General features: G+C 63.4%; 23 protein-coding genes. 6 read left to right on the top strand and 17 right to left on the bottom strand.

Going from position 1 to position 22,219, the window contains the following annotated elements:
* Nucleotides 1–11 precede the first annotated feature (11 nt).
* Both ABB27_RS03685 and ABB27_RS03680 read left to right on the top strand, forming a co-directional pair.
* Nucleotides 12–1,349, top strand: a complete 1,338-nt coding sequence (locus tag ABB27_RS03685) for a sigma-54-dependent transcriptional regulator (RefSeq protein ID WP_057626872.1) — start codon at nt 12–14, stop codon at nt 1,347–1,349.
* Between the two features lie 10 nt (nt 1,350–1,359).
* Nucleotides 1,360–2,712 (top strand): sensor histidine kinase, encoded by a 1,353-nt coding sequence (locus ABB27_RS03680; RefSeq protein WP_057626871.1) that lies wholly within the window; start codon nt 1,360–1,362, stop codon nt 2,710–2,712.
* A gap of 169 nt (nt 2,713–2,881) precedes the next feature.
* Here ABB27_RS03680 and ABB27_RS03675 read toward each other — a convergent pair whose 3' ends face one another.
* A complete protein-coding gene (locus tag ABB27_RS03675; protein ID WP_338061714.1) occupies nt 2,882–3,235 on the bottom strand; it encodes a GNAT family N-acetyltransferase in 354 nt (117 codons plus the stop codon).
* A 3-nt stretch (nt 3,236–3,238) separates the two neighbouring features.
* Between ABB27_RS03675 and ABB27_RS20275 the strand changes: the two genes are divergently transcribed.
* Entirely contained in the window at nt 3,239–3,397 is a 159-nt protein-coding gene (locus ABB27_RS20275; RefSeq protein WP_244479128.1) for a hypothetical protein, read from the top strand.
* On the opposite strand, the gene glmU is transcribed toward ABB27_RS20275, so the two are convergent.
* A complete protein-coding gene (gene glmU, locus ABB27_RS03670) occupies nt 3,384–4,751 on the bottom strand; it encodes a bifunctional UDP-N-acetylglucosamine diphosphorylase/glucosamine-1-phosphate N-acetyltransferase GlmU (protein WP_057626870.1) in 1,368 nt (455 codons plus the stop codon). The two genes, ABB27_RS20275 and glmU, sit on opposite strands and share 14 nt — an antisense overlap.
* Nucleotides 4,752–4,832: 81 nt before the next feature.
* Between glmU and ABB27_RS03665 the strand changes: the two genes are divergently transcribed.
* Nucleotides 4,833–5,216 (top strand): GtrA family protein, encoded by a 384-nt coding sequence (locus ABB27_RS03665; RefSeq protein ID WP_057626869.1) that lies wholly within the window; start codon nt 4,833–4,835, stop codon nt 5,214–5,216.
* Nucleotides 5,217–5,458: 242 nt separating this feature from the next.
* Here ABB27_RS03665 and ABB27_RS03660 read toward each other — a convergent pair whose 3' ends face one another.
* The 9 genes from ABB27_RS03660 to ABB27_RS03620 form a co-directional block, all read right to left on the bottom strand.
* Nucleotides 5,459–5,881, bottom strand: coding sequence for a F0F1 ATP synthase subunit epsilon (locus tag ABB27_RS03660; protein WP_057626868.1), 423 nt, complete (start codon nt 5,879–5,881; stop codon nt 5,459–5,461).
* 81 nt (nt 5,882–5,962) lie between these two features.
* A complete protein-coding gene (atpD, locus tag ABB27_RS03655; RefSeq protein WP_057626867.1) occupies nt 5,963–7,369 on the bottom strand; it encodes a F0F1 ATP synthase subunit beta in 1,407 nt (468 codons plus the stop codon).
* A gap of 38 nt (nt 7,370–7,407) precedes the next feature.
* On the bottom strand, nt 7,408–8,271 hold the full coding sequence (gene atpG, locus ABB27_RS03650) for a F0F1 ATP synthase subunit gamma (protein ID WP_057626866.1): 864 nt from the start codon (nt 8,269–8,271) through the stop codon (nt 7,408–7,410).
* 107 nt (nt 8,272–8,378) lie between these two features.
* Nucleotides 8,379–9,926: a F0F1 ATP synthase subunit alpha gene (gene atpA, locus ABB27_RS03645; protein ID WP_057626865.1), complete on the bottom strand. Its 1,548-nt coding sequence runs from the start codon at nt 9,924–9,926 to the stop codon at nt 8,379–8,381.
* A gap of 44 nt (nt 9,927–9,970) precedes the next feature.
* Nucleotides 9,971–10,498 (bottom strand): F0F1 ATP synthase subunit delta, encoded by a 528-nt coding sequence (locus ABB27_RS03640; RefSeq protein ID WP_057626864.1) that lies wholly within the window; start codon nt 10,496–10,498, stop codon nt 9,971–9,973.
* A 3-nt stretch (nt 10,499–10,501) separates the two neighbouring features.
* A complete protein-coding gene (locus ABB27_RS03635; protein ID WP_057626863.1) occupies nt 10,502–10,972 on the bottom strand; it encodes a F0F1 ATP synthase subunit B in 471 nt (156 codons plus the stop codon).
* 111 nt (nt 10,973–11,083) lie between these two features.
* Nucleotides 11,084–11,386, bottom strand: a complete 303-nt coding sequence (gene atpE / locus ABB27_RS03630; RefSeq protein WP_054661978.1) for a F0F1 ATP synthase subunit C — start codon at nt 11,384–11,386, stop codon at nt 11,084–11,086.
* 74 nt (nt 11,387–11,460) lie between these two features.
* Complete coding sequence (gene atpB / locus ABB27_RS03625; protein ID WP_057626862.1) at nt 11,461–12,261, bottom strand: F0F1 ATP synthase subunit A; 801 nt, start codon at nt 12,259–12,261, stop codon at nt 11,461–11,463.
* Nucleotides 12,262–12,285: 24 nt separating this feature from the next.
* A complete protein-coding gene (locus tag ABB27_RS03620; protein ID WP_211263663.1) occupies nt 12,286–12,651 on the bottom strand; it encodes a hypothetical protein in 366 nt (121 codons plus the stop codon).
* Nucleotides 12,652–13,080: 429 nt separating this feature from the next.
* Between ABB27_RS03620 and ABB27_RS03615 the strand changes: the two genes are divergently transcribed.
* Nucleotides 13,081–13,905, top strand: a complete 825-nt coding sequence (locus tag ABB27_RS03615; RefSeq protein WP_057626860.1) for a hypothetical protein — start codon at nt 13,081–13,083, stop codon at nt 13,903–13,905.
* A 618-nt stretch (nt 13,906–14,523) separates the two neighbouring features.
* Here ABB27_RS03615 and lpdA read toward each other — a convergent pair.
* From lpdA to ABB27_RS03595, 4 genes are all read right to left on the bottom strand, one after another.
* The gene (gene lpdA / locus ABB27_RS03610) at nt 14,524–16,671 is read right to left on the bottom strand and encodes a dihydrolipoyl dehydrogenase (RefSeq protein ID WP_083491120.1); all 2,148 of its coding nucleotides are present in this window, start codon (nt 16,669–16,671) and stop codon (nt 14,524–14,526) included.
* 17 nt (nt 16,672–16,688) lie between these two features.
* Nucleotides 16,689–17,336 (bottom strand): hypothetical protein, encoded by a 648-nt coding sequence (locus tag ABB27_RS03605; RefSeq protein ID WP_244479123.1) that lies wholly within the window; start codon nt 17,334–17,336, stop codon nt 16,689–16,691.
* Nucleotides 17,337–17,341: 5 nt separating this feature from the next.
* A complete protein-coding gene (locus ABB27_RS03600; protein ID WP_057626858.1) occupies nt 17,342–18,727 on the bottom strand; it encodes a dihydrolipoyllysine-residue acetyltransferase in 1,386 nt (461 codons plus the stop codon).
* Between the two features lie 181 nt (nt 18,728–18,908).
* A complete protein-coding gene (locus tag ABB27_RS03595) occupies nt 18,909–19,472 on the bottom strand; it encodes a DNA-deoxyinosine glycosylase (protein ID WP_057626857.1) in 564 nt (187 codons plus the stop codon).
* 215 nt (nt 19,473–19,687) lie between these two features.
* On the opposite strand from ABB27_RS03595, the gene ABB27_RS03590 reads away from it, so the two are divergent.
* Nucleotides 19,688–20,326 carry an OmpW/AlkL family protein gene (locus tag ABB27_RS03590; RefSeq protein WP_057626856.1) on the top strand — a complete coding sequence of 213 codons (639 nt, stop codon included), beginning with the start codon at nt 19,688–19,690 and terminating at the stop codon, nt 20,324–20,326.
* Nucleotides 20,327–20,411: 85 nt separating this feature from the next.
* On the opposite strand, the gene ABB27_RS03585 is transcribed toward ABB27_RS03590, so the two are convergent.
* Both ABB27_RS03585 and ABB27_RS03580 read right to left on the bottom strand, forming a co-directional pair.
* On the bottom strand, nt 20,412–21,176 hold the full coding sequence (locus ABB27_RS03585) for a YiiX/YebB-like N1pC/P60 family cysteine hydrolase (RefSeq protein WP_057626855.1): 765 nt from the start codon (nt 21,174–21,176) through the stop codon (nt 20,412–20,414).
* A 57-nt stretch (nt 21,177–21,233) separates the two neighbouring features.
* Entirely contained in the window at nt 21,234–21,797 is a 564-nt protein-coding gene (locus ABB27_RS03580; RefSeq protein ID WP_057626854.1) for a CcdC protein domain-containing protein, read from the bottom strand.
* Between the last annotated feature and the right edge of the window lie 422 nt (nt 21,798–22,219).

Here is a 22,219-nt window from a genome sequence, read left to right as displayed (position 1 = left end):
TGCGACAACTCATGCCACAGATCCTGATCATCGACGACAACGCTGCCGTGGCCACTGCACTGGACGTGCTGTTTTCCCTGCACGACATCGACACCCGCCACGCCAGTTCGCCGGAGCAAGGGCTGGCGATGCTGGCCGAGCACGAGTTTGATCTGGTCCTGCAGGACATGAACTTCACTGCCGACACCACCTCCGGCGAAGAAGGCCAGGATCTGTTCCGGCGCATCCGCCAGGCCCACCCTGACCTGCCGGTGATCCTGCTAACCGCCTGGACGCACCTGGACAGTGCCGTGGAGCTGGTCAAGGCCGGTGCCGCCGACTACCTGGCCAAGCCCTGGGATGACGGCCGCCTGCTGACCACCGTCAACAACCTGTTGGAACTGGCCGAAGCGCGCCGCGAGCTGGCCCGCCGCCGCGCCCGCGAGCAGCGCCAGCAAAAAGCGCTGCATGATCGCTACGATCTGCGCGGGCTGGTGTTCGCCGACCCTTCCAGCGAGCGCATCATCGCCCTGGCCTGCCAGGTCGCGCGCTCGGAATTGCCGGTACTGATCACCGGCCCGAACGGCGCCGGCAAGGAGAAGATCGCCGAAATCATCCAGGCCAACTCGGCGCACAGCAAAGGGCCGTTCGTCGCACTCAACTGCGGTGCCATTCCGTCCGAGCTGATCGAAGCCGAACTGTTCGGCACCGAGGCCGGCGCCTATACCGGCGCCAACAAGGCACGCGAAGGCAAGTTCGAGGCAGCCGACGGCGGCACCTTGTTCCTTGATGAAATAGGCAACCTGTCGCTGACCGGGCAGATGAAACTGCTGCGGGTGCTGGAAACCGGTCGCTTTGAACGGCTGGGCTCCAATCGCGAGCGACAGGTGAAAGTGCGCGTGGTCAGCGCCACCAATGCCGACCTGCCGGCGATGATCCGCGCCGGCAGCTTCCGCGAAGATCTGTATTACCGGCTCAACACCGTCGAACTGAGCCTGCCGGCGCTGGCCGAGCGCCGCGAGGACATCCTGCCGCTGGCACAGTACTTCCTCGCCGACGGCAAGCCGCTGTCCGCGCCCGCCCTGCAGGCCCTGCAACGCCACAACTGGCCAGGCAATGTGCGCGAACTGCGCAACGTGATCCAACGCGCCGCCCTGCTCGCACAAGGCCCGCGCATCGAAGTTGCCGACCTGAACCTGCCACGTGCACCGGCGCGTTCCACCGCGCCCGCGGATGAACCCGATCGCGCGCACATCGTCACTGCACTGGAACGGGCCGGCGGCGTCATCGCCCAGGCAGCCGCCGAGCTGGGGCTGAGCCGGCAGGCACTGTACCGGCGCATGGATCGCCACGGCATCCCGCGCGAGTGAGTACATCCAAGTGAAAACGCGCTCCTTCACCTTCACCCTGTTTCTGCGGCTGCTGCCGGTGCTGGCCCTGGCAGCGGCCTTGCCGTGGTTCCTGGCGTATTGGATGGACCGTGGCTGGGTGGTGGCGGGTGTGTCCACGGTCGTCCTGCTTGCGCTGATGTGGTGGGCGTTGCGGCGCGCCACCGCACCGATCCGCTCGCTGCTGCGGGCGCTGGCGGGCACCACCAGCAGCTATCGCGATGGCGAGTTCAACTTTGGCGTGCACTGGCGCGGCAACGATGAGTTCGCACAGCTGGTGCAGGCCCATGCCGAGCTGGGCGATGTGCTGCGCGAACAGCGGCAATCACTGGTGCAGCGCGAACTTCTGCTGGACACCATGGTGCAGAACACGCCGGTGGCGATGCTGCTGCTCACCGACGGCGGCGATGGTGTGCAACGCGTGACCTTCTCCAACACCGCCGCGCGCAAGCTGCTGCATGGTGGTTGGAAGCTGGAAGGCCAGCGCATGCATGAGCTGTTGGAAAACATGCCGATCGAACTGCGCAACGCCATCGCCCGCGGCGGCGACAGCCTGTTTGCGGTGCGTGACCCGGATGCGGCCGAAGACGACGATGATGACGAGCAGATCTATCACCTGTCGCGGCGCGCCTTCCATTTGAATGGGCGTCCGCACGAACTGCTGTTGCTGCGCCTACTGACCGCCGAGCTGCGCCGTCAGGAAGTGCAGACCTGGAAGAAGGTGATCCGGGTGATCAGCCATGAGCTGAACAACTCGCTGGCACCGATTGCCTCGCTGGCGCATTCCGGTGCGGAGCTGGTGCGGCGTGGTCGCCATGAGCGGCTCGAGGACATCTTCGGCACCGTCGAGGAACGCGCGCGCCACCTGGAAGGATTCATCCGTGGCTATGCGCGCTTTGCCAAACTACCGCAGCCGCAGTTGCAGACCGTTGCCTGGAGCCAGTTCCTGCAGGGACTGCAGCAGCAGATCAGCTTCCGCATGGCACCGTTGGTGGATGAGCAATACAGCCGCCTGGATCAATCGCAGTTCTCGCAGGCAATGTTGAACCTGCTGAAGAACGCCCACGAAGCCGGCGCCGACAACGGCGCGGCAGATGAATCGGTGGAAGTACGTATCGCGCGGCTGCCGAACTGGCTGCGCATCGAAGTACTGGATCGCGGCAGCGGCATGAACGAAGCCGTGCTGCAGAACGCTTTGATGCCGTTCTATTCGACCAAGCGCAACGGCACCGGCCTGGGCCTGGCCTTGACCCGCGAGATCATCGAAGCACACGGCGGCCGCATCTCGCTGCAGAACCGCAAGGACGGCGGCCTATGCGTGGCGATACTGCTGCCGCACGACTAACAAATGCAGTTGTAGGAGCGGCGTAAGCCGCGAAGCTGGCGCCATATCCGCGACCGCAATACCGGGTGATCTGGAAATCTCCTGGCTTCGCGGCTTGCGCCGCTCCTACAGCGCGGCGGCGCCATCGGGAACGCCCTGCCGAGCATGGCTCGGCACTACGCCCCTGCGCCTATTCCAGCGCTCGCTGCATAGCCAAACGCAGCTCCATCGGGAAACCCGCCGCTGTCTCGGCCGCCATCACCTCGCGCATTTCCGCGCTCCAATCCTGCGCAGGCCACTCGCGGAAACCCTCGCTGGCATAGAAGGGAGCATTCCACGCAACATCGCTCAGGGTGCTCAGCACCGCACGCTGATGTCCACGTGCCCTGCCCTGCTCCAACGCATGCCGCAGCAAGGCCCGGCCCAAACCTTTGCGCCCATGTTCCGGCGCAACGTCCATCTGCTGGATATGGAAATCAGCCCCAAGAACACCGGCCATCAGGTAACCCGCCAGTTCGTGCCCGCTGGCAATCACCCACAGCATTCCTTGCTGCCACGCCTGCTCAAACAACTGCCGGTCGGTCAGGCTGGCTGCAAATATCCGCGCAGCCGGATGTCCGTGCAGGCGCTCAGCGGCGCGTGCTTCAATCCGCGGCAGCAGCGCGAGTTCCTCGCGCTGTGCCAGCCGTGGCTCAGGACTTTTTGACAGGACGCACCCAACCTTCAATCGTCTGCTGGCGCGTGCGCGCCACCGTCAGCTTGCCTTCCGGCGCATCGCGGGTGATCACCGAGCCGGCACCAATCGTGGCGCCATCCTCGATGGTCAGCGGCGCTACCAGCGAACTATTGGAACCGACGAAAACCTTGTCGCCTATCGTGGTCTGGAATTTGTTCACGCCGTCGTAGTTGCAGGTGATGGTGCCAGCACCGATGTTGGTGCCGCTGCCGATAACCACATCCCCCAGATAGGTCAGGTGGTTGGCCTTGCTGCCCTTGCCCAGCGTGGCCTTCTTGGTCTCCACGAAGTTGCCCACGTGCACGCCATCAGCCAACACAGTGCCCGGACGCAGCCGCGCAAACGGCCCGATCTGTGCCGCGCCTTCGCTGACCACACCTTCAAGATCGCAATGCGGTCGCACTTCGGTGCCGGCAGCGAGCTTGACGTCCTTCAGCCGCACGAAGGCGCCGATGCTGACGCCATCGCCCAGCTCAACCTCGCCTTCCAGAATCACGTTGGCATCGATCTGTACGTCGCGGCCGACCGTGACCGAGCCGCGCTGATCGAACCGCGATGGATCCAGCAGACGCGCGCCCTGCTCGCACAGCGCCTTGGCCGCACGCAGCTGCCACGCCCGTTCCAGCTGCGACAGCTGCCACGGGTCATTCGCACCTTCGGCTTCCTGCGCATCAGCTACCGCCACCAGTTCGGCCGCAGCGTACTCATCAGCTGCGGAGGCGAAGATATCGGTCAGGTAGTACTCGCCCTGCGCGTTGCGGTTGGACAGACCGGACAGCCAGCGTCGCAATGCCGTCGATTCGGCGGTGATGATGCCGGTGTTCACGGTGCGGATGCGCTTCTGTTCATCGCTGGCATCTTTCTGCTCGACGATGGCCGCAACCCTGCCCTCGGCATCACGGACGATGCGGCCGTAGCCATTGGGGTCATCCAGCTCGGCCACCAATACCGCCAGGCGCGGGCCGTCCTTCAACAAGGCGCTCAAGGTAGATGCACGCATCAATGGCACGTCGCCATACAGCACCAGCACCTGCGCGGTATCCGGCACCTGCGGCATGGCCTGCTGCACGGCATGGCCAGTACCCAGCTGCTGGCTCTGCTCGGCCCACAGCAGATCCGTTTGATCTGCGAAGGCGGCACGCACGGCTTCACCACCGTGCCCATAGACCACGTGGATACCCGCCGGCTGCAGCTGCCGCGCCGTCTCGATCACGTGGGCCAACATCGGCCGCCCGGCGATCGGCTGCAGCACCTTGGGCAGCAGGGATTTCATGCGCTTGCCGGCACCGGCAGCGAGGATGATGACGTGCAGCGGCTGGGTCATGCCTACAACTTCCTTCGAGAGTCTCTGGATTCTAAGCGCAAGGGGTTAGCATTGCAGACCCTCACTCAATCTCGCGCAACCATGAGTCTGTTCCGCCAAGGCAGTCAATACATCTTCATTGGCCTATTGCAGCTTGCATTGGACTGGGGAGTGTTCGTATTGGCCACTGCACTGGGTCTGCCGGTGACACCAGGCAACCTGCTTGGACGCGTGAGCGGCGCACTGCTCGGTTTCTGGCTCAACGGGCGTTACACCTTCGCTGCACAGGGTGAGCAGCGCCATGGCTGGAAGCGCTTCGCCCGCTTCCTGGCGCTATGGCTGCTGATGACCGTGATCAGCACCTGGCTGATCGACTGGGTGGCCCATTCCCTGGGGCTGCAGTACGCATGGCTGGCCAAACCGCTGGTCGAGGCCGGCCTGGCCGGAGTGAGCTTCCTGCTGCTGCGGCACGTGGTCTACCGCTGAGAAGGACGCGGTAGTGCCGAGCCATGCTCGGCAGGAGCTTTACCGACAAAGCCCCAACGCCATCACTGCGCCCAGCAGCAAGTTCAACCCTTCTCCCACAAGCGCGGCACATGTAGTGCCGAGCCATGCTCGGCATGGGTTTCACCGGGAAAGCCCCTGCCGAGCATGGCTCGGCACTACCGAAGGCGCAAAAAAAAAAGCCGGCTGTTGGCCGGCGTTTTTCGTGCGTGTTGCTGCAGACCTCAGTGCTTGAGGTTGCGGCGCAGACGCTCCAGCGCTTGCAGCTGGGCAGTGACTTCGGCCAGCTTCTGCTGTGCCTCGGCCAGCTCCATGGCTTCGCCACGGTGGGCCAGCACGCGCTCTGCTTCTTCCTTGGCCTTGCGCACCGATGCTTCATCGATGTCGCTGGCGCGGATGGCGGTGTCGGCCAGTACGGTCACAACCTGCGGCTGCACTTCCAGGATGCCGCCGGAGATGGCGAAATCCAGGTGTTCCCCTGCAGCGGTGGTGACCACGACCTTACCCGGCTTCAGACGGGTGATCAGCGGTGCGTGCTTGGGCGCGATGCCCAGCTCGCCCAGCTCACCGGTGGCCACGACCAGGGTCGCTTCGCCGCTGAAGATCTGCTGCTCGGCACTGACGATGTCGCAACGGATGGTGCTCATGGAACTCTCTTCGCCTGGTTGGGTGGGCCTGCGCCCACCGCAGGATGCCGCGTGGGCGGAGCGAACTCCGCCACGTGGGAATTAGGCCTTTTCGGCCATCTTCTTGGCCTTCTCGACCGCTTCTTCGATGCTGCCGACCATGTAGAACGCCTGCTCCGGCAGGTGGTCGTACTCACCATCGACGATGGCCTTGAAGCCACGGATGGTGTCCTTCAGCGGCACGTACTTGCCCGGCGAACCGGTGAACACTTCGGCCACGTGGAACGGCTGGCTGAAGAAGCGTTCGATCTTACGGGCGCGCGACACCGACTCCTTGTCTTCCTGGGACAGTTCGTCCATACCCAGGATGGCAATGATGTCCTTCAGTTCCTTGTACTTCTGCAAGGTCTGCTGGACGCGCTGTGCGGTGTCGTAATGCTCGGTGCCGATGACCTGCGGGTCCATCTGGCGCGAGGTCGAATCCAGCGGATCCACGGCCGGGTAGATACCCAGCGAGGCGATCGAACGCGACAGGGTCACGGTCGAATCCAAGTGGGCGAACGTGGTGGCCGGCGACGGATCGGTCAAGTCATCGGCGGGCACGTAGACGGCCTGGATCGAGGTGATCGAGCCGGACTTGGTCGAGGTGATGCGCTCCTGCAGGACGCCCATTTCCTCAGCCAGGGTCGGCTGGTAACCCACGGCCGACGGCATACGGCCCAGCAGTGCCGACACTTCGGTACCGGCCAGGGTGTAGCGGTAGATGTTGTCGACGAACAGCAGCACGTCCTTGCCCTTGCCGCTGGCGTCCTTCTCATCACGGAAGTACTCCGCCATGGTCAGGCCGGTCAGTGCAACGCGCAGACGGTTGCCCGGCGGCTCATTCATCTGGCCGTACACCATCGCCACCTTGTCCAGGACGTTGGAGTCCTTCATCTCGTGGTAGAAGTCGTTGCCCTCACGGGTACGCTCACCCACGCCGGCGAACACGGACAGGCCGCTGTGCGCCTTGGCGATGTTGTTGATCAGTTCCATCATGTTGACGGTCTTGCCGACGCCGGCGCCGCCGAACAGGCCGACCTTGCCGCCCTTGGCGAACGGGCACATCAGGTCGATCACCTTGATGCCGGTTTCCAGCAGCTCGGTCGAGGAAGACTGGTCTTCGTACGACGGTGCAGCGCGGTGGATTTCCCAGCTGTCCGAAGCCTGCACCGGGCCGGCTTCGTCGATCGGGCGACCCAGCACGTCCATGATGCGGCCCAGGGTGCCAGCGCCGACCGGCACCGAGATGGCGCGGTTGGTGTTGGTGGCAACCAGGCCACGCTTCAGGCCGTCGGTCGAGCCCAGCGCAATCGCGCGGACGATACCGTCACCCAGCTGCTGCTGGACTTCCAGCGTGATTTCGGTGTTGTCGACCTTCAGCGCGTCGTACACCTTCGGCACGTCGCTGCGCGGGAATTCGACGTCGACGACCGCGCCGATGATCTGAACGATCTTGCCCTGACTCATTGCTGCATCCTCTAAATGTGTGCTGTTGACTGCGCGCGTTAGACCGCTGCCGCGCCGCTGACGATTTCGGAGATTTCCTGGGTGATCGCTGCCTGGCGGGCCTTGTTGTAGACCAGCTGCAGGGTTCCGATCATCTTGTTCGCGTTGTCGCTTGCCGCCTTCATCGCCACCATGCGAGCTGCGTGCTCGGAGGCAACATTCTCCAGCACCGCCTGATACACCAACGATTCGATGTAGCGGGTGATCACGTGCTCAAGCACGGTTGCTGCGTCGGGCTCGTACAGGTAATCCCAGTCGTGCGAGGCCACCTGCTTTTCAGCGGCCGGCAACGGCAGCAGCTGATCGAAGCTGGCCTTCTGCGTCATCGTGTTGATGAAGCGGTTGTAGACCAGGTACACGCGGTCAACCTTGCCTTCGGTGAAGGCATCGAGCATGACCTTGATCACGCCGATCAGCGTTTCCAGCTTGGGCTGGTCGCCGATGTTGGCCACCGAGGCGGCCATGTTGACGTTGACGCGGCGGAAGAACGCGCCGGCCTTCTGGCCAACGGTCACCACGTCGATCTCGGCGCCCTTGTCCTGCCAGTCGCGCATTTCAGCGACCGTCTTGCGGAACAGGTTGTTGTTCAGGCCGCCGGCCAGACCGCGATCGGAAGAGATCACGATGTAACCCACGCGCTTGACCTGCTCACGCTCAACCAGGAACGGATGCTGGAAATCGGTGCTGGCCTGGGCCAGGTGACCGATCACCTGCTTCATCGCCTGCGCGTACGGACGCGAGGTCTTCATCCGATCCTGCGCCTTGCGGATCTTGGAGGCCGAGACCATTTCGAGCGCGCGCGTCACCTTGCGGGTGTTCTGCACGCTCTTGATCTTGGTTTTGATTTCGCGTCCGCTTGCCATCTCTTATTCCCGTGGCGCGAGGTCGAACCCCGCGTTTGCCGTACAGCGGAGCCAGGCTCCGCTGCTTTCAGTCGTGCCGGGCAGGGCCCGGCACTACAGGACTGGTATTACCAGGTACCGGTGCTCTTGAAATCGGCGATGCCCTTCTTGAAGGCAGCTTCGATCTCGTCGTTCCAGGCGCCGGTGCTGTTGATCTTGGAGGTCAACTCACCTGCGGTGTTGGCGAAGTGCGCGTGCAGGCCAGCTTCGAACGACAGCAGCTTGTTGACCGGCACGTCGTCGAGGAAGCCCTCGTTGACGGCGTAGATCGACAGTGCCTGGTCGGCGATGGACATCGGCGCGTACTGCTTCTGCTTCATCAGCTCGGTGACGCGCTGACCGCGCTCCAGCTGCTTGCGGGTAGCTTCGTCCAGGTCCGAGGCGAACTGCGCGAACGCAGCCAGCTCACGGTACTGGGCCAGCGAGATACGGATGCCGCCGGACAGCTTCTTGATGATCTTGGTCTGGGCTGCACCACCGACGCGCGACACCGAGATACCGGCGTTGACGGCCGGACGGATACCAGCGTTGAACAGGTCGGTTTCCAGGAAGATCTGGCCGTCGGTGATCGAGATCACGTTGGTCGGAACGAAGGCGGACACGTCGCCGGCCTGGGTTTCGATGATCGGCAGTGCGGTCAGCGAGCCGGTCTTGCCGGTCACTTCGCCGTTGGTGAACTTCTCCACGTACTCTTCCGACACGCGAGCTGCGCGCTCGAGCAGGCGGGAGTGCAGGTAGAACACGTCACCCGGGTAGGCTTCGCGGCCCGGCGGGCGCTTCAGCAGCAGCGAGATCTGGCGGTAGGCAACAGCCTGCTTGGACAGATCGTCGTACACGATCAGGGCGTCCTGGCCGCGGTCCATGAAGTACTCACCCATGGTGCAGCCGGAGTAGGCGCTGATGTACTGCATCGCAGCCGATTCGGAAGCGGTAGCGGCCACGACCACGGTGTGGGCCAGGGCGCCGTTTTCTTCCAGCTTGCGCACGATGTTGGCAACGGTCGAAGCCTTCTGGCCGATCGCTACGTACACGCACTTGATGCCGGTGCCCTTCTGGTTGATCACCGCATCGATCGCCATTGCCGTCTTGCCGGTCTGGCGGTCACCGATGATCAGCTCGCGCTGGCCACGGCCGATCGGGATCATCGCATCGACCGACTTGTAACCGGTCTGCACCGGCTGGTCGACCGACTTACGCCAGATCACGCCCGGCGCAACGCGCTCGACCGGCGCGGTCAGCGAGGTGCCCAGCGGGCCCTTGCCGTCGATCGGCTCACCCAGCGCGTTGACAACGCGGCCGAGCATTTCCGGACCAACCGGCACTTCCAGGATGCGGCCGGTGGTCTTGGCCACGTCGCCTTCGCGCAGGTTCTGGTAGTCGCCCAGGACCACGGCGCCGACCGAGTCGCGCTCCAGGTTCAGTGCCAGGGCGTAAGTGTTGTTCGGCAGTTCGATCATTTCGCCCTGCATCACGTCGGCCAGACCGAAGATGCGCACGATACCGTCGGACACGCCAGTCACGGTGCCTTCGTTGCGCGATTCCGCGGACAGGGCGACCTTCTCGATGCGGGTCTTGATCAGTTCGCTGATTTCAGAGGGGTTGAGCGTGGTAGCCATCGTCAAGTCCTAGTGCCGGCTTGTGGCCGGACGGTAATGTGAATTCAGTGTGCGAGCGCGGTCTGCAGGCGCGACAGCTTGCCCTTGAGCGAGCCATCGATAACCACGTCGCCGGCATCGATCACGGCGCCGCCGATCAGCGAAGCGTCCACCGCGGTCGATACCTCGACGTCGCAGCCGAAACGCTTGCGCAGCGCAGCCTTGATCTTTTCCAGCTCATCGCCCGACAGTTCGGCCGCCGAGGTCACGGTGGCCTTGACCACGTGTTCGGCTTCGGCGCGCAGCTGCTCGTACAGGCCGGAGATTTCCGGCAGCTGCTGCAGGCGACGGGCATCGGCCAGCAGGTTCAGGAAGCGACCGTAGGTCTCGCTGGTCGCTTCCGGGCTCAGCAGGGCAACGGCATCGCCGCGGCTCAGCTGCGGATTCGACAGCAAGGCCGACACGCGCGGATCGGCGGCAACGCGGGCGGAGAACGCAAGCGCGTCCGACCACGGCGCGAACTTGCCTTCGTCACGCGCAATCGCAAACGCGGCGCGGGCGTACGGGCGGGCAAGCGTGAGGGCCTGGCTCATCGATCAGATCTCCGCAGCCAGCTCGTCGAGCAGCGCCTTGTGGGCGTTGGCATCGATTTCGCGCTTGAGCAGCTTTTCGGCGCCGGTCACGGCCAGAGCGGATACCTGCTTGCGCAGATCTTCACGGGCACGGTTTGCGGCAGCGTCGATTTCAGCCTGGGCCAGGTCTTTCTGGCGGTTGGCTTCGGCGATGGCTTCGTTCTTGGCAGCTTCAACGATCTGGTTCGCACGGGCGTGAGCCTGGTCGATGATCTCGTTGGCCTTGCCACGGGCTTCTTTCAGTGCCTCGTTGACCTTGACTTCCGCCTGGGCCAGATCTTTCTGGCTGCGGTCGGCAGCGGCCAAGCCCTCAGCGATCTTCTGCTGGCGCTCTTCAATGGCCTTCAACAACGGCGGCCAGATCTTGGTCGCGATGATCCAGATCAGCAAAGCAAAGGCCAGGGCCTGTGCAAAGAGGGTGAGATTGATATTCATGATTAGCTCGATCGCTGGTGTCGGGGGTGGTTACGCCGCCGTGGCGGCGCAACCGAACCTTCATCCGAAGTCGGGTGCCAACAGGCACCCGACCGTCTCACTGCAGCTGGATCAGCCTGCCAGCTTGGCGGCTTCGGCCAGCAGGGCAGCAGCCAGCGGGTTGGCGAAGGCCAGCAGCAGGCCAACGGCGACCGAGATGATGAACGCGGCATCGATCAGGCCGGCGGTGATGAACATGCGGACCTGCAGGACCGGGATCAGTTCCGGCTGGCGAGCGGCCGACTCCAGGAACTTACCAGCCATGATGGCCAGACCGAGGCCAGCGCCCAGCGCGGCCAGGCCGATCATGATGCCGACGGCAAGGGCGGTGGAGCTCTGAACTTGGGCGAGGTTGGTCAGGACGGCGAAGTACATGGTTATCTCCAGGAACTTAAGTAGCTAAGGGTGATGAAACGGATGAAGGTTGAAACTGGGTGAAGCTTGTAACTTTAGTGACTGTCTTCCGACAGGCTCAAGTACACGATGGTCAACATCATGAAGATGAAGGCCTGCAGCGGGATCACCAGCAGGTGGAACAGCATCCAGCCAAAGCCGAATACGCCACCGGCAACGGCACCGAATACGCCGGCACCGCCCAGCACCCAGATCAGCAGGAAAACGATTTCGCCGCCGAACATGTTGCCGAACAGTCGCATCGCCAGAGAGATCGGCTTGCTCAGCCACTCGACGATGTTGAGGATCAGGTTGAACGGCATCATCCACTTGCCGAACGGGGCCGTCAGGAATTCCTTGATGAAACCGCCGATGCCCTTGGACTTCAGCGCGAAGAAGATCATCAGGATGAACACGCTGATCGACATGCCCAGGGTGGCATTGACGTCGGCGGTCGGCACCGGCTTCCAGTAATGGATGCCTGCCAGCTCCAGCGGCTTGGCGATGAAATCGGCCGGGATCATCTTGATGAGGTTCATCAACAGGATCCAGAAGAAGATGGTGATCGCGATGGGCGTGATCAGCTTGCTCTTGCCGTGGTAGGTGTCCTTGGCCTGGCGGTCAACGAACTCCAGGCAGATTTCAACGAACGCCTGCCACTTGCCCGGCACACCGGCGGTGGCCTTGCGGGTTGCCATCCAGAAGGCGAACACCATCAGCAGGCCCATCAGGACCGCGGTGACGATGGTATCGACGTGGATCATCCAGAAGCTGCCACCGCTGTCACCGACCGGAGCGGTCAGATTCTGCAGGTGATGCTGGATGTACGTGGTAGGAGTTAGAGCCTCGCCCGCCATGTGTCCGGAACCTTTATGAGTGAATCAACGTCTGGCCAGAGCCAGAACCTGGAACATCAGCGCCACTGGAATTGCCGCCAGCAGAGCCAAAGGAGGAAGTCGCCACCAGAAAAAAGCCATTCCCAGTACGGCAACAATCAGCACAATCTTCAGCACGAACCCCAGGAACAGGCGGACCATGGCTGAACCAGCGGCCTGAACGCCGCCACCGAGCCCTACCCACGCGGCCAGCGCCGTCCCTGCTACCACCGCCAGGCCCGATACAAGGGCGCCCAGCGCATGCTTTGGCCCCACGAAGAGGAAGGCCAGAGCCAGGACCACCACTGCGACCAGCGGGTAGACCGCGGCGCGCAACATCAGTCGCCGACCCGCGTCAACGGAGTTCAGCACGTCAAAGTGTCCTGCATCAGGTAAAGGAAAGAGCCGAACCGCGCAAAGGCGTCTCGTCGAGCCGCGAAAGTATAACAGTGGGACAATTTGCGAGACAACCGGCATTTGTCCCCTTTTGACTATGCAAGTGGCCGCAATATCACGTTTTTTCCCGACAAGGCGGGCCTGCGGGTGCCCGCAAGGGACAATAAATATTGCATCGCAGCACGGGAACTTCCCCCAAGCCTGCCGGTCAGAGCTTGGCAGTCCGCCACCCGCTACCTCGTCGGGCGCGTGCGCAGGCTCGGGTGAGGTGGTGTCGCACGCCCTCGGCGGCACCACCTCGCCGCAATTGATCTGCGCCTACACATTGCCTGCACGCTGCGCTCACCGTTCTCTACATCGGATCGGCGAAGGTCAGCAGCCCCATCGCAACAGCTAGGCATAGGCATGCGCAATTCCCGCTTTATTCTCGCACTTGCTCCGTGCGCACTCACACTCGCTCTGACCCATGCGCTGCCTGCGCACGCCGCCGAAGACGATCCGCGCTTCACGCTGCGCCTGGGCGCGATGAACATCGATACCGACAACACCATCCGCGGCAGCACCACCGTTGCCGGCCAGGACATCAACCTGTCCGAGGATTTCGATCTGGGCGGCAAGGAGTGGGAGCCGCGCATCGATGGTCTGTTCCGTATCAGTGATCGCCAGCGCCTGATCTTCGACTACTTCAAGTACGACAAGGATCGCCGCGAGACGCTGGACGAAGGCATCAGCTGGGGCGACACCACCGTGCCGGCCGGCAGTTTTGTAAAAGGCGAGCTGAAATACCAGGTGGCAACACTGGTGTACGACTACTCGGTGGTCGACGGTGATCGCTTCGATTTCGGCCTGCAGCTGGGCGCCGAGTACGCCAAGATCAGCGCCGATGGCTACGCCGACGTGGGCGACGTCTACCAGGGCCGCTTCCTCAACGAGAAGGCCGACGGCATCGCACCGGTGGTGGGCGCGCGACTGACCTTCACGCCCTCCGAGCACTGGCTGATCAACTTCCAGGGCCAGTACCTCAACACCAGCTGGGGTAACTTCGACGACTACAAGGGCGACCTGAGCCGCGCCAACGCCATCGTGCAGTACAACTTCAACAAGAACTTCGGCATCTTCGCCGGCTACGACTGGTTCAAGCTGGACGTGGACCAGAAAGGCAGCGACGGCGTCATCGGCCTGAAGCAGGAGTTCAAGGGCCCACTGGCCGGCGTAAGCCTGTCGTTCTGAGGAGCACCCTCACCCGCAAGCGGGGCCTGTAGTGCCGAGCCATGCTCGGCAAGAGGCGTCACAGCTCCTGTAGTGCCGAGCCTTGCTCGGCAGAGGCCTTCCCGGCAAAGCCCCAAGCGCAGCATCGCTGCGCCCTAAAAGCTGCCCTCACCCCAACCCCTCTCCCGTGAACGGGAGAGGGGCTATTAGTGCCGAGCCATGCTCGGCAGAGGCTTCATCGCACCTGTAGTGCCGAGCCATGCTCGGCAGAGGCCTCATCGCACCTGTAGTGCCGAGCCATGCTCGGCAAGAGGCCTTCCCAGCAACGCCCCAAGCGCAGCATCGCTGCGCCCTAAAAGCTGCCCTCACCCCAACCCCTCTCCCGTAAACGGGAGAGGGGCTATTAGTGCAGAGCCATGCTCGGCAGAGGCCTCATTGCACCTGTAGTGCCGAGCCATGCTCGGCAGAGGCCTTCCCGGTAACGCCCCAGCCGAGCATGGCTCGGCTCTACAAATGAAGCTCCTGCCGAGCATTGCTCGGCACTACCAATGAAGCATTGCTGCGCACTACACGACGCAAATGAAAAGGGCCGCTAAGCGGCCCTTTTCAATCTTCGATTACGTCTTCTTCGAGATTCGATTACTTCTTCTTCGGGATATACAGATCGGTGATGGTGCCGTCGTAGATCTCCGAGGCCATCGCCACCGACTCACTCAGGGTCGGATGCGCGTGGATGGTGTGGCCGATGTCTTCGGCCTCCGCACCCATTTCGATGGCCAGGCCAATTTCTGCGAGCAACTCACCGGCATGCACGCCGACGATGGCGCCACCGATCACGCGGTGGGTTTCTTCGTCGAAGATCAACTTGGTGAAGCCTTCGGTACGACCAATACCAATCGCGCGACCGCTGGCCGCCCACGGGAACTTGGCCACGCCCACCTTCAAGCCCTTGGCCTTGGCCTCGGTCTCGGTGACGCCGACCCAGGCGATTTCCGGATTGGTATAGGCCACCGACGGAATCACCCGCGCCACCCACTCTTTCTTCTCGCCGAAAGCGACTTCAGCCGCCAGCTTGCCTTCGTGCGTAGCCTTGTGGGCCAGCATCGGGTTACCGACGATGTCGCCGATGGCGAAGATGTGCGGCACGTTGGTACGCATCTGCCGATCAACCGGAATGAAGCCACGGTCGGTCACTTCGACGCCGGCCTTGTCGGCATCGATCTTCTTGCCATTGGCAGAACGGCCCACAGCCACCAGCACGCGATCAAACGTGCCGCTTTCCATTGCCGGCTTCTCGCCTTCGGTGGCGGCTTCGAAGGTCACGGTGATGCCCTTCTTGTCAGCGGACACGCCCGAAGCCTTGGTCTTCAGGTGCACCTCGATGCCCTGCTTCTTCAGGCGGTCGGCCAGCGGCTTGACCAGGTCCTTGTCGGCACCCGGCATCAGCTGGTCCATGAACTCGACCACGGTCACCTTGGAACCCAGGGCGCTGTACACGGTGGCCATTTCCAGGCCGATGATGCCACCACCAACAACCAGCAGCGAAGCCGGCACTTCGGCCAGTTCCAGTGCGTCGGTGGAGTCCATCACGCGCTTGTCGTCCCACGGGAAGTTGGGCAGCTTCACCGCCTGCGAACCAGCGGCGATGATGCACTGCTCGAAGCGCAGCAGCTGGGTCTTGCCGTCGTCACCGACGATCTCCAGCTCGTTGGCCGAGATGAACTTGGCCAGGCCGTGCACGGTGCGGATCTTGCGCTGCTTGGCCATGCCGGCCAGGCCCTTGGTCAGCTGGCCGACGACCTTTTCCTTGTACTCGCGCAGCTTGTCCAGGCTGATCTTCGGCGCGCCGTACTCGATGCCCAGTTCATTGGCATGCGCGGCGTGGTCGATGATTTCGGCCGCATGCAGCAGCGCCTTGGACGGAATGCAGCCGACATTGAGGCAAACGCCGCCGAGGCTGGCGTAACGCTCGATCAGCACCGTGTCCATGCCCAGGTCGGCGGCACGGAAGGCAGCGGTATAGCCGCCCGGGCCTGCGCCCAGCACCACGATGCGGCATTCGATGTCGGCGGTACGGCCGCTGGACGGCAGTGCCTTGGCGGCAACTGCCGGGTCCGGCGCGCGGTGCGACGGGGTCACCGGCGGCTTGCTGCCCGGTGCGGCCTTGGCCGCTGCCGGCGCGGCAGCAGCGGCGCCTTCCAGCACCACCACCACATCACCGACCGAGAGCTTGTCGTCGAGCTTGACCTTGATTTCCTTGACCACGCCATCGGCCGAAGACGGCACTTCCAGCGTGGCCTTGTCCGATTCCAGCGTGACCAGGCCCTGGTCCTTCTTCACCGTGTCGCCCACGGCCACCAGGATCTCGATCACCGGCACATTTTGGTAGTCACCGATATCCGGCACCTTGACCTCGATCGGGCCAGTGGCGGCCGGCGCGGCGGCAACCGGCGCGCTGACCGCGGCCGGGGCTGCAGCAGCGGCGGGCTGTGCAGCCGGCGCAGGCGCGGCGGCCGGTGCGGGTGCCGCGGCCGGGGCAGCGCCCTCGCCTTCGGCTTCCAGGATCACCACCACGTCGCCCTCGGACAGCTTGTCGTCGAGCTTGACCTTGATTTCCTTGACCACACCCGCAGCCGAGGACGGCACTTCCAGCGTGGCCTTGTCCGACTCCAGCGTGACCAGACCCTGGTCCTTCTTCACCGTGTCGCCCACGGCCACCAGAATCTCGATCACCGGCACGTCGTTGTAGTCGCCAATGTCCGGAACCTTGATTTCAATCGTCGCCATTGTTTTCTCCTGTGGGCTCAGCCGGCGTCGCCGACGAACCGGTCATGCATCTTGTCGAGCGCGCGTTCGATGTTGGCGTAACGCTTCTCGTACTTTTTGTCTTTGCTATGGGCCAGCTCGATCAGCAGCGCCGCCTGTTCCTGCAGCGCCTCCAGCTGCCCGCAAGCAGGCCGCTGACCGCTGTAACGCTCGCCATTGACGGTGAAGGACAGCACCTCGCCGTCGGTGACCGGCGCACGCGCAGCCACTTCGGACGACGCCAGGGCCTTGCCCCAGACCTCGACCAGGCGCTGCGCCAGTGCATCGGGCAATGGCGCCTGGGCGAACTCGGGCTCCTGGTCCAGCAACAGGCTGACACCGCCACGGCTGGCACCGCTGCTCCAGTTGTAGATGCGCTTGTCGGCCAATCCGGCCAACACCATCCACTGGCCATTGCCGCCATCGCGGCGCAGCACCACCTGTGACTCCACCCCGCGTGCCGGCAGCACCAGCAGCGACAGGCCATCTTCGGCCTGGCCACCGAGCAGGCTGGTCGCCGCCTGGCCGTAGTTGCCCACCGCCGGCGGCCAGCCTTCACCAACCACCGGCAGACACTGGCTGGCCGCCAGTGCCGGGCCCGTCAGGGCAGCCAGCACCAACGCCAACAGCGTGCGTCGTGACGCCACTGGCATCACAGCAGCACGCGCCGCATGTCGGCCAGCACCTGCGACAGGTAGGTGGTGAAACGGGCCGCCAGCGCGCCGTCGATGACGCGATGGTCATAGCTCAGCGACAACGGCAGCATCAGCTTCGGCGCGAATTCCTTGCCGTTCCAGACCGGCTGGATGGCCGACTTGGAGACACCCAGGATGGCCACTTCCGGCGCATTCACAATCGGCGTGAAGGCGGTGCCGCCAATGCCACCCAGCGAGCTGATCGAGAAGCAGCCGCCGCTCATGTCAGCCGGGCCGAGCTTGCCGTCACGTGCCTTCTTGGCCAGTTCGCCGGTTTCCTGGGCAATCTGCACCACGCCCTTCTTGTCGACGTCACGGATCACCGGCACGACCAGGCCGTTCGGCGTATCGGCGGCAAAGCCGATGTTGAAGTACTTCTTCAGGGTCAGGTTCTCGCCACTGGCGTCCAGCGAGGCGTTGAACTCGGGGAACTTCTTCAGCGCCGCAGCACTGGCCTTGATCAGGAAGGCGAGCATGGTCAGCTTGATGCCTGCCTTCTCGTTTTCCTTGTTCAGGGCAACCCGCAGACCTTCCAGATCGGTGATGTCAGCCTGCTCGAACTGGGTGACATGCGGGATCATCGCCCAGTTGCGGGCCAGGTTGGCGCCGGAGATCTTCTTGATGCGCGACAGCTGCACCACTTCGGTCTCGCCGAACTTGCTGAAATCGACCTTCGGCCACGGCAGCAGGTTCAGGCCACCGCCGGCAGCCGCCGGGGCACCAGCGCTGGCAGCAACGCCACCGGACAGCGCGCCCTTGACGAACTTCTGTACGTCGGTCTTGGTGATGCGGCCACCCTTCTCCGAACCCTTGACCTGCTGCAGATCCACGCCCAGCTCGCGGGCAAACACGCGCACCGCAGGGCTGGCATACGGCACATTGGCCGGCAGCACGCCTTCGGCATTGAACTGCACCGGCGGGCTGGCCGGCTTGCTGGTGGTGACCGAGTCTTCCTGGGCGATTTCGCGCTGGGCCAGCTTGTCGGCGACCGGGGCAACCGCCACCGGCTCGACCTTGGTGCCGGTCTCGGCAGCGGCTTCGACCTTGGCCGGAGCAGCCGGCGTAGCGGCAGCAGCGGGGGCGGCAGGCTTGGCGGCCTCTTCGCTGACTTCAATCAGGGCCACGACCTTGCCTTCGGACAGGCCGTCGCCAACCTTGACCTTCAGTTCCTTGACCACACCGGCGTAGGCCGACGGTACTTCCATCGTCGCCTTATCCGATTCCAGCGTGACCAGGCCCTGGTCCTTCTTGACGGTATCGCCAACGGCGACCAGCACTTCGATCACCGGAATGTCGCTGTAGTCACCGATATCGGGGACAAGTGCTTCCTTGATTTCGGCCATGAACTACTCCAGCAACTAATGAGGGGAATCCCCTATTGTGGCGTTAGCGGGCCGCAGCGCCAACCGCTACAACTGAATTCGCAGCCGTATGTCCCCGGACAAGGGCACGCCACACACGCCATGACGGCCGCCCTGTCCGCCTCCAGCCACTGTTTGTGACTTGCTGGCTGTCTTGCCTGTCCTAGCCAGCCAAGCCGTTTGTTGCAGGCGATATCACCGGACCGGGCGCATTCAACCATTGTTGCAGCGGCTGCCAGCGCTCGATCAGGCGCGGCAACGACCACGCCGCGTTGGCCGGACTGGTCGAGGGCAGCGCCAGCACCGGCAGCGCAGCCGCCAAAGGCGGCAAAGCCGGAGCAATCCATTGCTGGAACGCTCTGTGCGCTGCAGCGCCATTACAGGCGATGGCGCGCAACTGTGGCAGATCGGCAAACAGCTCGGGCAGACGGTTGGGTACTTCACTGCCGCGCACGATGGATGCATCCAGGCTGCCGCTGCGCTCGCACTGCCCGATCACATCCCACAACCCGGCGCCGGACTGCTGCAGACACTGCAGCCGCTGCGCATACGCCAACTGCGCGTCGAAACCGCACAAGGCCGCCATCAGCGGCCAGAAGCGATTGCGCGGATGTGCGTAGTAACGCGCTTCCTGCAGCGACAGCGCGCCCGGCATCGACCCCAACACCAGTACACGGCACTGCGCAGTCACCTGCGCGGGCAAGCCTTGCAATAGTTCAGTGCTCATCACACGCAGCACAACATCGTGAACGAAAATTTTGGGCAGAACATCGTGTCCATGGGATTCCTCTGTTTTTCACTGAACGCAACAACACTGAAATACAGCTGCGTTTAGAGCGATTCATCTTGCCATCGTTAGGGTGACCACGCCCCGTAACGAGGGCCTTGATAACAACGTAATCCTGATCGCAATAGTTCTGTTCGCAACATGAGGAGTTAGTCATGCGTTCCATCAAAATTCTCAGCCTTGCCACGCTCGGCGCACTGGCGCTGTCTTCCACCGCATTCGCGCAGGATGGCAATGGCGATACCGCTTCGGGCAAGCATTTTGCCGTGGTTGGCGGAATCAGCCTGGTGCAGCCGAAGAATGATCCGATCAACGGCGTGGGCAAGGTCGATGGTGGCCCGGCACCGACGCTGAGCGCCAGCTATTACTTCAACGACAACTTCGCCGTTGAGCTGTGGGGTGCCGCTGACAAGTTCGACCACCGCGTGCGCACCGATGGTGGCGCCAAGGCGGGTACCGTCGAGCAGCAGCCGATCGCCCTGAGCGCGCAGTACCACTTCGGCCAGGCCGACAACACCTTCCGTCCGTTCGTGGGCCTGGGTTACTACGAATCGAACTTCAGCAACGAGAAGATCGACGGCCTGAGCGATACCGGCAACCACGTTGGTGTTGAAACCGCCAAGGGCGCCATCGGTACGCTCGGTGTTGACATGAACATCAACTCGACCTGGTTTGCCCGTGCTGACGCGCGTTACATGCACGCCCGCCCGGACCTGCGGATTGCTGGCCAGAACGCCGGCGAGCTGAAGCTGGATCCGTGGACCGTTGGTTTTGGTATCGGCGCCCGCTTCTAAGCGACGCTGAGCCGGATACAACTTGGCAATGAAGACACGGGCCGCTTGCGGCCCGTGTTTTTTTCGTGCGCGGTAAAGCCCCACCCTACGGACTGCCGTCATCACTCCACTGCAGCGCCAGGTAATCAAACTTCTGTTGCAATCGCGGCTTGACCACGTCGAAGAACGGCGACACGTCAAAGTCACGCGGGGTGTAAAGGCTGTAGTTGCGGATATGCAGGATTTCCCGCGTCTGCTCGGCACCACCGGCCTGTGCCGACACCGTTTCGATCTCCGGCAGGATCGGGTAGCGGATCGACTCGAACGCCTGTGCCAGCAGGGTCGAACAAATCGCCTTGGTCGGCTCCCCGCTGCCCAGGGCAATCAGTCGCCGCCGCAGATGTCCGGGCACCGGTGGTTGCCGTATCAGGTAGCGCGCCAGGTCGAACACGTTCTTCAGGTCATAGCTGTAGCCCAGGCGGGCACGCAGGAAACCAACCAGTTGATCCACCACCGCCGGTGACAGGCCCTGCGGGCGGCAGATGCGGGTGTGTTGATCGGTGAACGCGCTCAATGGAATGCGGCGCACGCCCTGCTCCACATCCACGTCGATCAGCATCGGCTGCGGCTTGCCGCCCTCCAGCAGTGGCTCTTCGCCGATGTAAAGCGCCGCATGCGACCAGGTGGACTGGGTCAGGTATTTGATGGCGGTGGAGAAACGGCTATTGCCCTCCACCAGCAACACGTCCCCGCGCCGCAAGGTGCGCGACAACAGCGCCGGCGCGCTGGTCGAAGGCCGCATCTGATGGCGACGCGGCTGCGCCAGGAAATGCGCCAGCCTGCGCCCGAAAAACCGCAGCAAACCCATCAATGCTCTCCGTCTGTGCCTGCATCAGACTAGCCGGGACCGGCCCTGCCCGCCATCGGCTCAGCGCGGGCTGCGGTCGAACCCGCGATAGCGTTGATGGTGGCGGACCCTGCGCCGCAGCAGCCATGCATACATGCCCGCGTAACCGAGCAGCAACGCCGCCATTGCCAGCAGGCCGGCATGGCTGAGCCAGCCCGCCTCCGGCCAGGGCACACCATTCACCGAGGCTTGCCAGCCCTGCACCATGCCGGCAACCACCCGCACCACGATCATCGCGGTCAGTGCCAGTACCAGCCAGGTATTGGGTTTGTAATGCAGCGCTTCCGGGCCAGGCTCGAAGCGCGTCAAGAAATGGCCAAGCACCCCGACCAACAGGCCCGCCAACCAGCCCAGCGCCGCATAGGCCCAGGCACCGGTCCACCAGAAGCCGGCAATGGCAACAAACACCGCGAACAGGCCGGTGGACACCAGCGTCGCCCAGAAGTTGAAGCTGATCAGCCAAGGCCGCGCCTGCCGCCGTGCACCGCCACTGCGTACACGCTGCCACAGCGACAACGGCATCAGCAGCAAGATGATGGCAACAAATACCAGTAGCGCCAGTGGCAGTGCGAACAGCAGCGGCATGGAGGCCTGATCCCGGGATGCAGAACCAAAGAGTACGCCACGAACCAACTGTAGTGCCGAGCCATGCTCGGCAGAGGCCTTACAAGGTTTGCTGGTTGTAGTGCCGAGCCATGCTCGGCAAGGGCCTTACAAGGTTTGCTGGTTGTAGTGCCGAGCCATGCTCGGCAAGGGCCTTACAAGGTTTGCTGGTTGTAGTGCCGAGCCATGCTCGGCAAGGGGCCTTACAAGAATTCCAACCCTGTAGGAGCGGCGTAAGCCGCGAAGCACGGGCATCATCGGATTGCGATACTGCTGGCGCCTGTGCTTGTATCTGCTTCGCGGCTTACGCCGCTCCTACATGGGGCTGTTGGGAAAGCCCCTTGCCGAGCATGGCTCGGCACTACCGCGGGGCTGCTTGGAAAGCCCCTTGCCGAGCATGGCTC

It is taken from the genome of Stenotrophomonas terrae, assembly GCF_001431465.1.
Classification (GTDB): domain Bacteria; phylum Pseudomonadota; class Gammaproteobacteria; order Xanthomonadales; family Xanthomonadaceae; genus Stenotrophomonas; species Stenotrophomonas terrae.
This window is presented reverse-complemented; position numbering and strand designations above follow the sequence as displayed.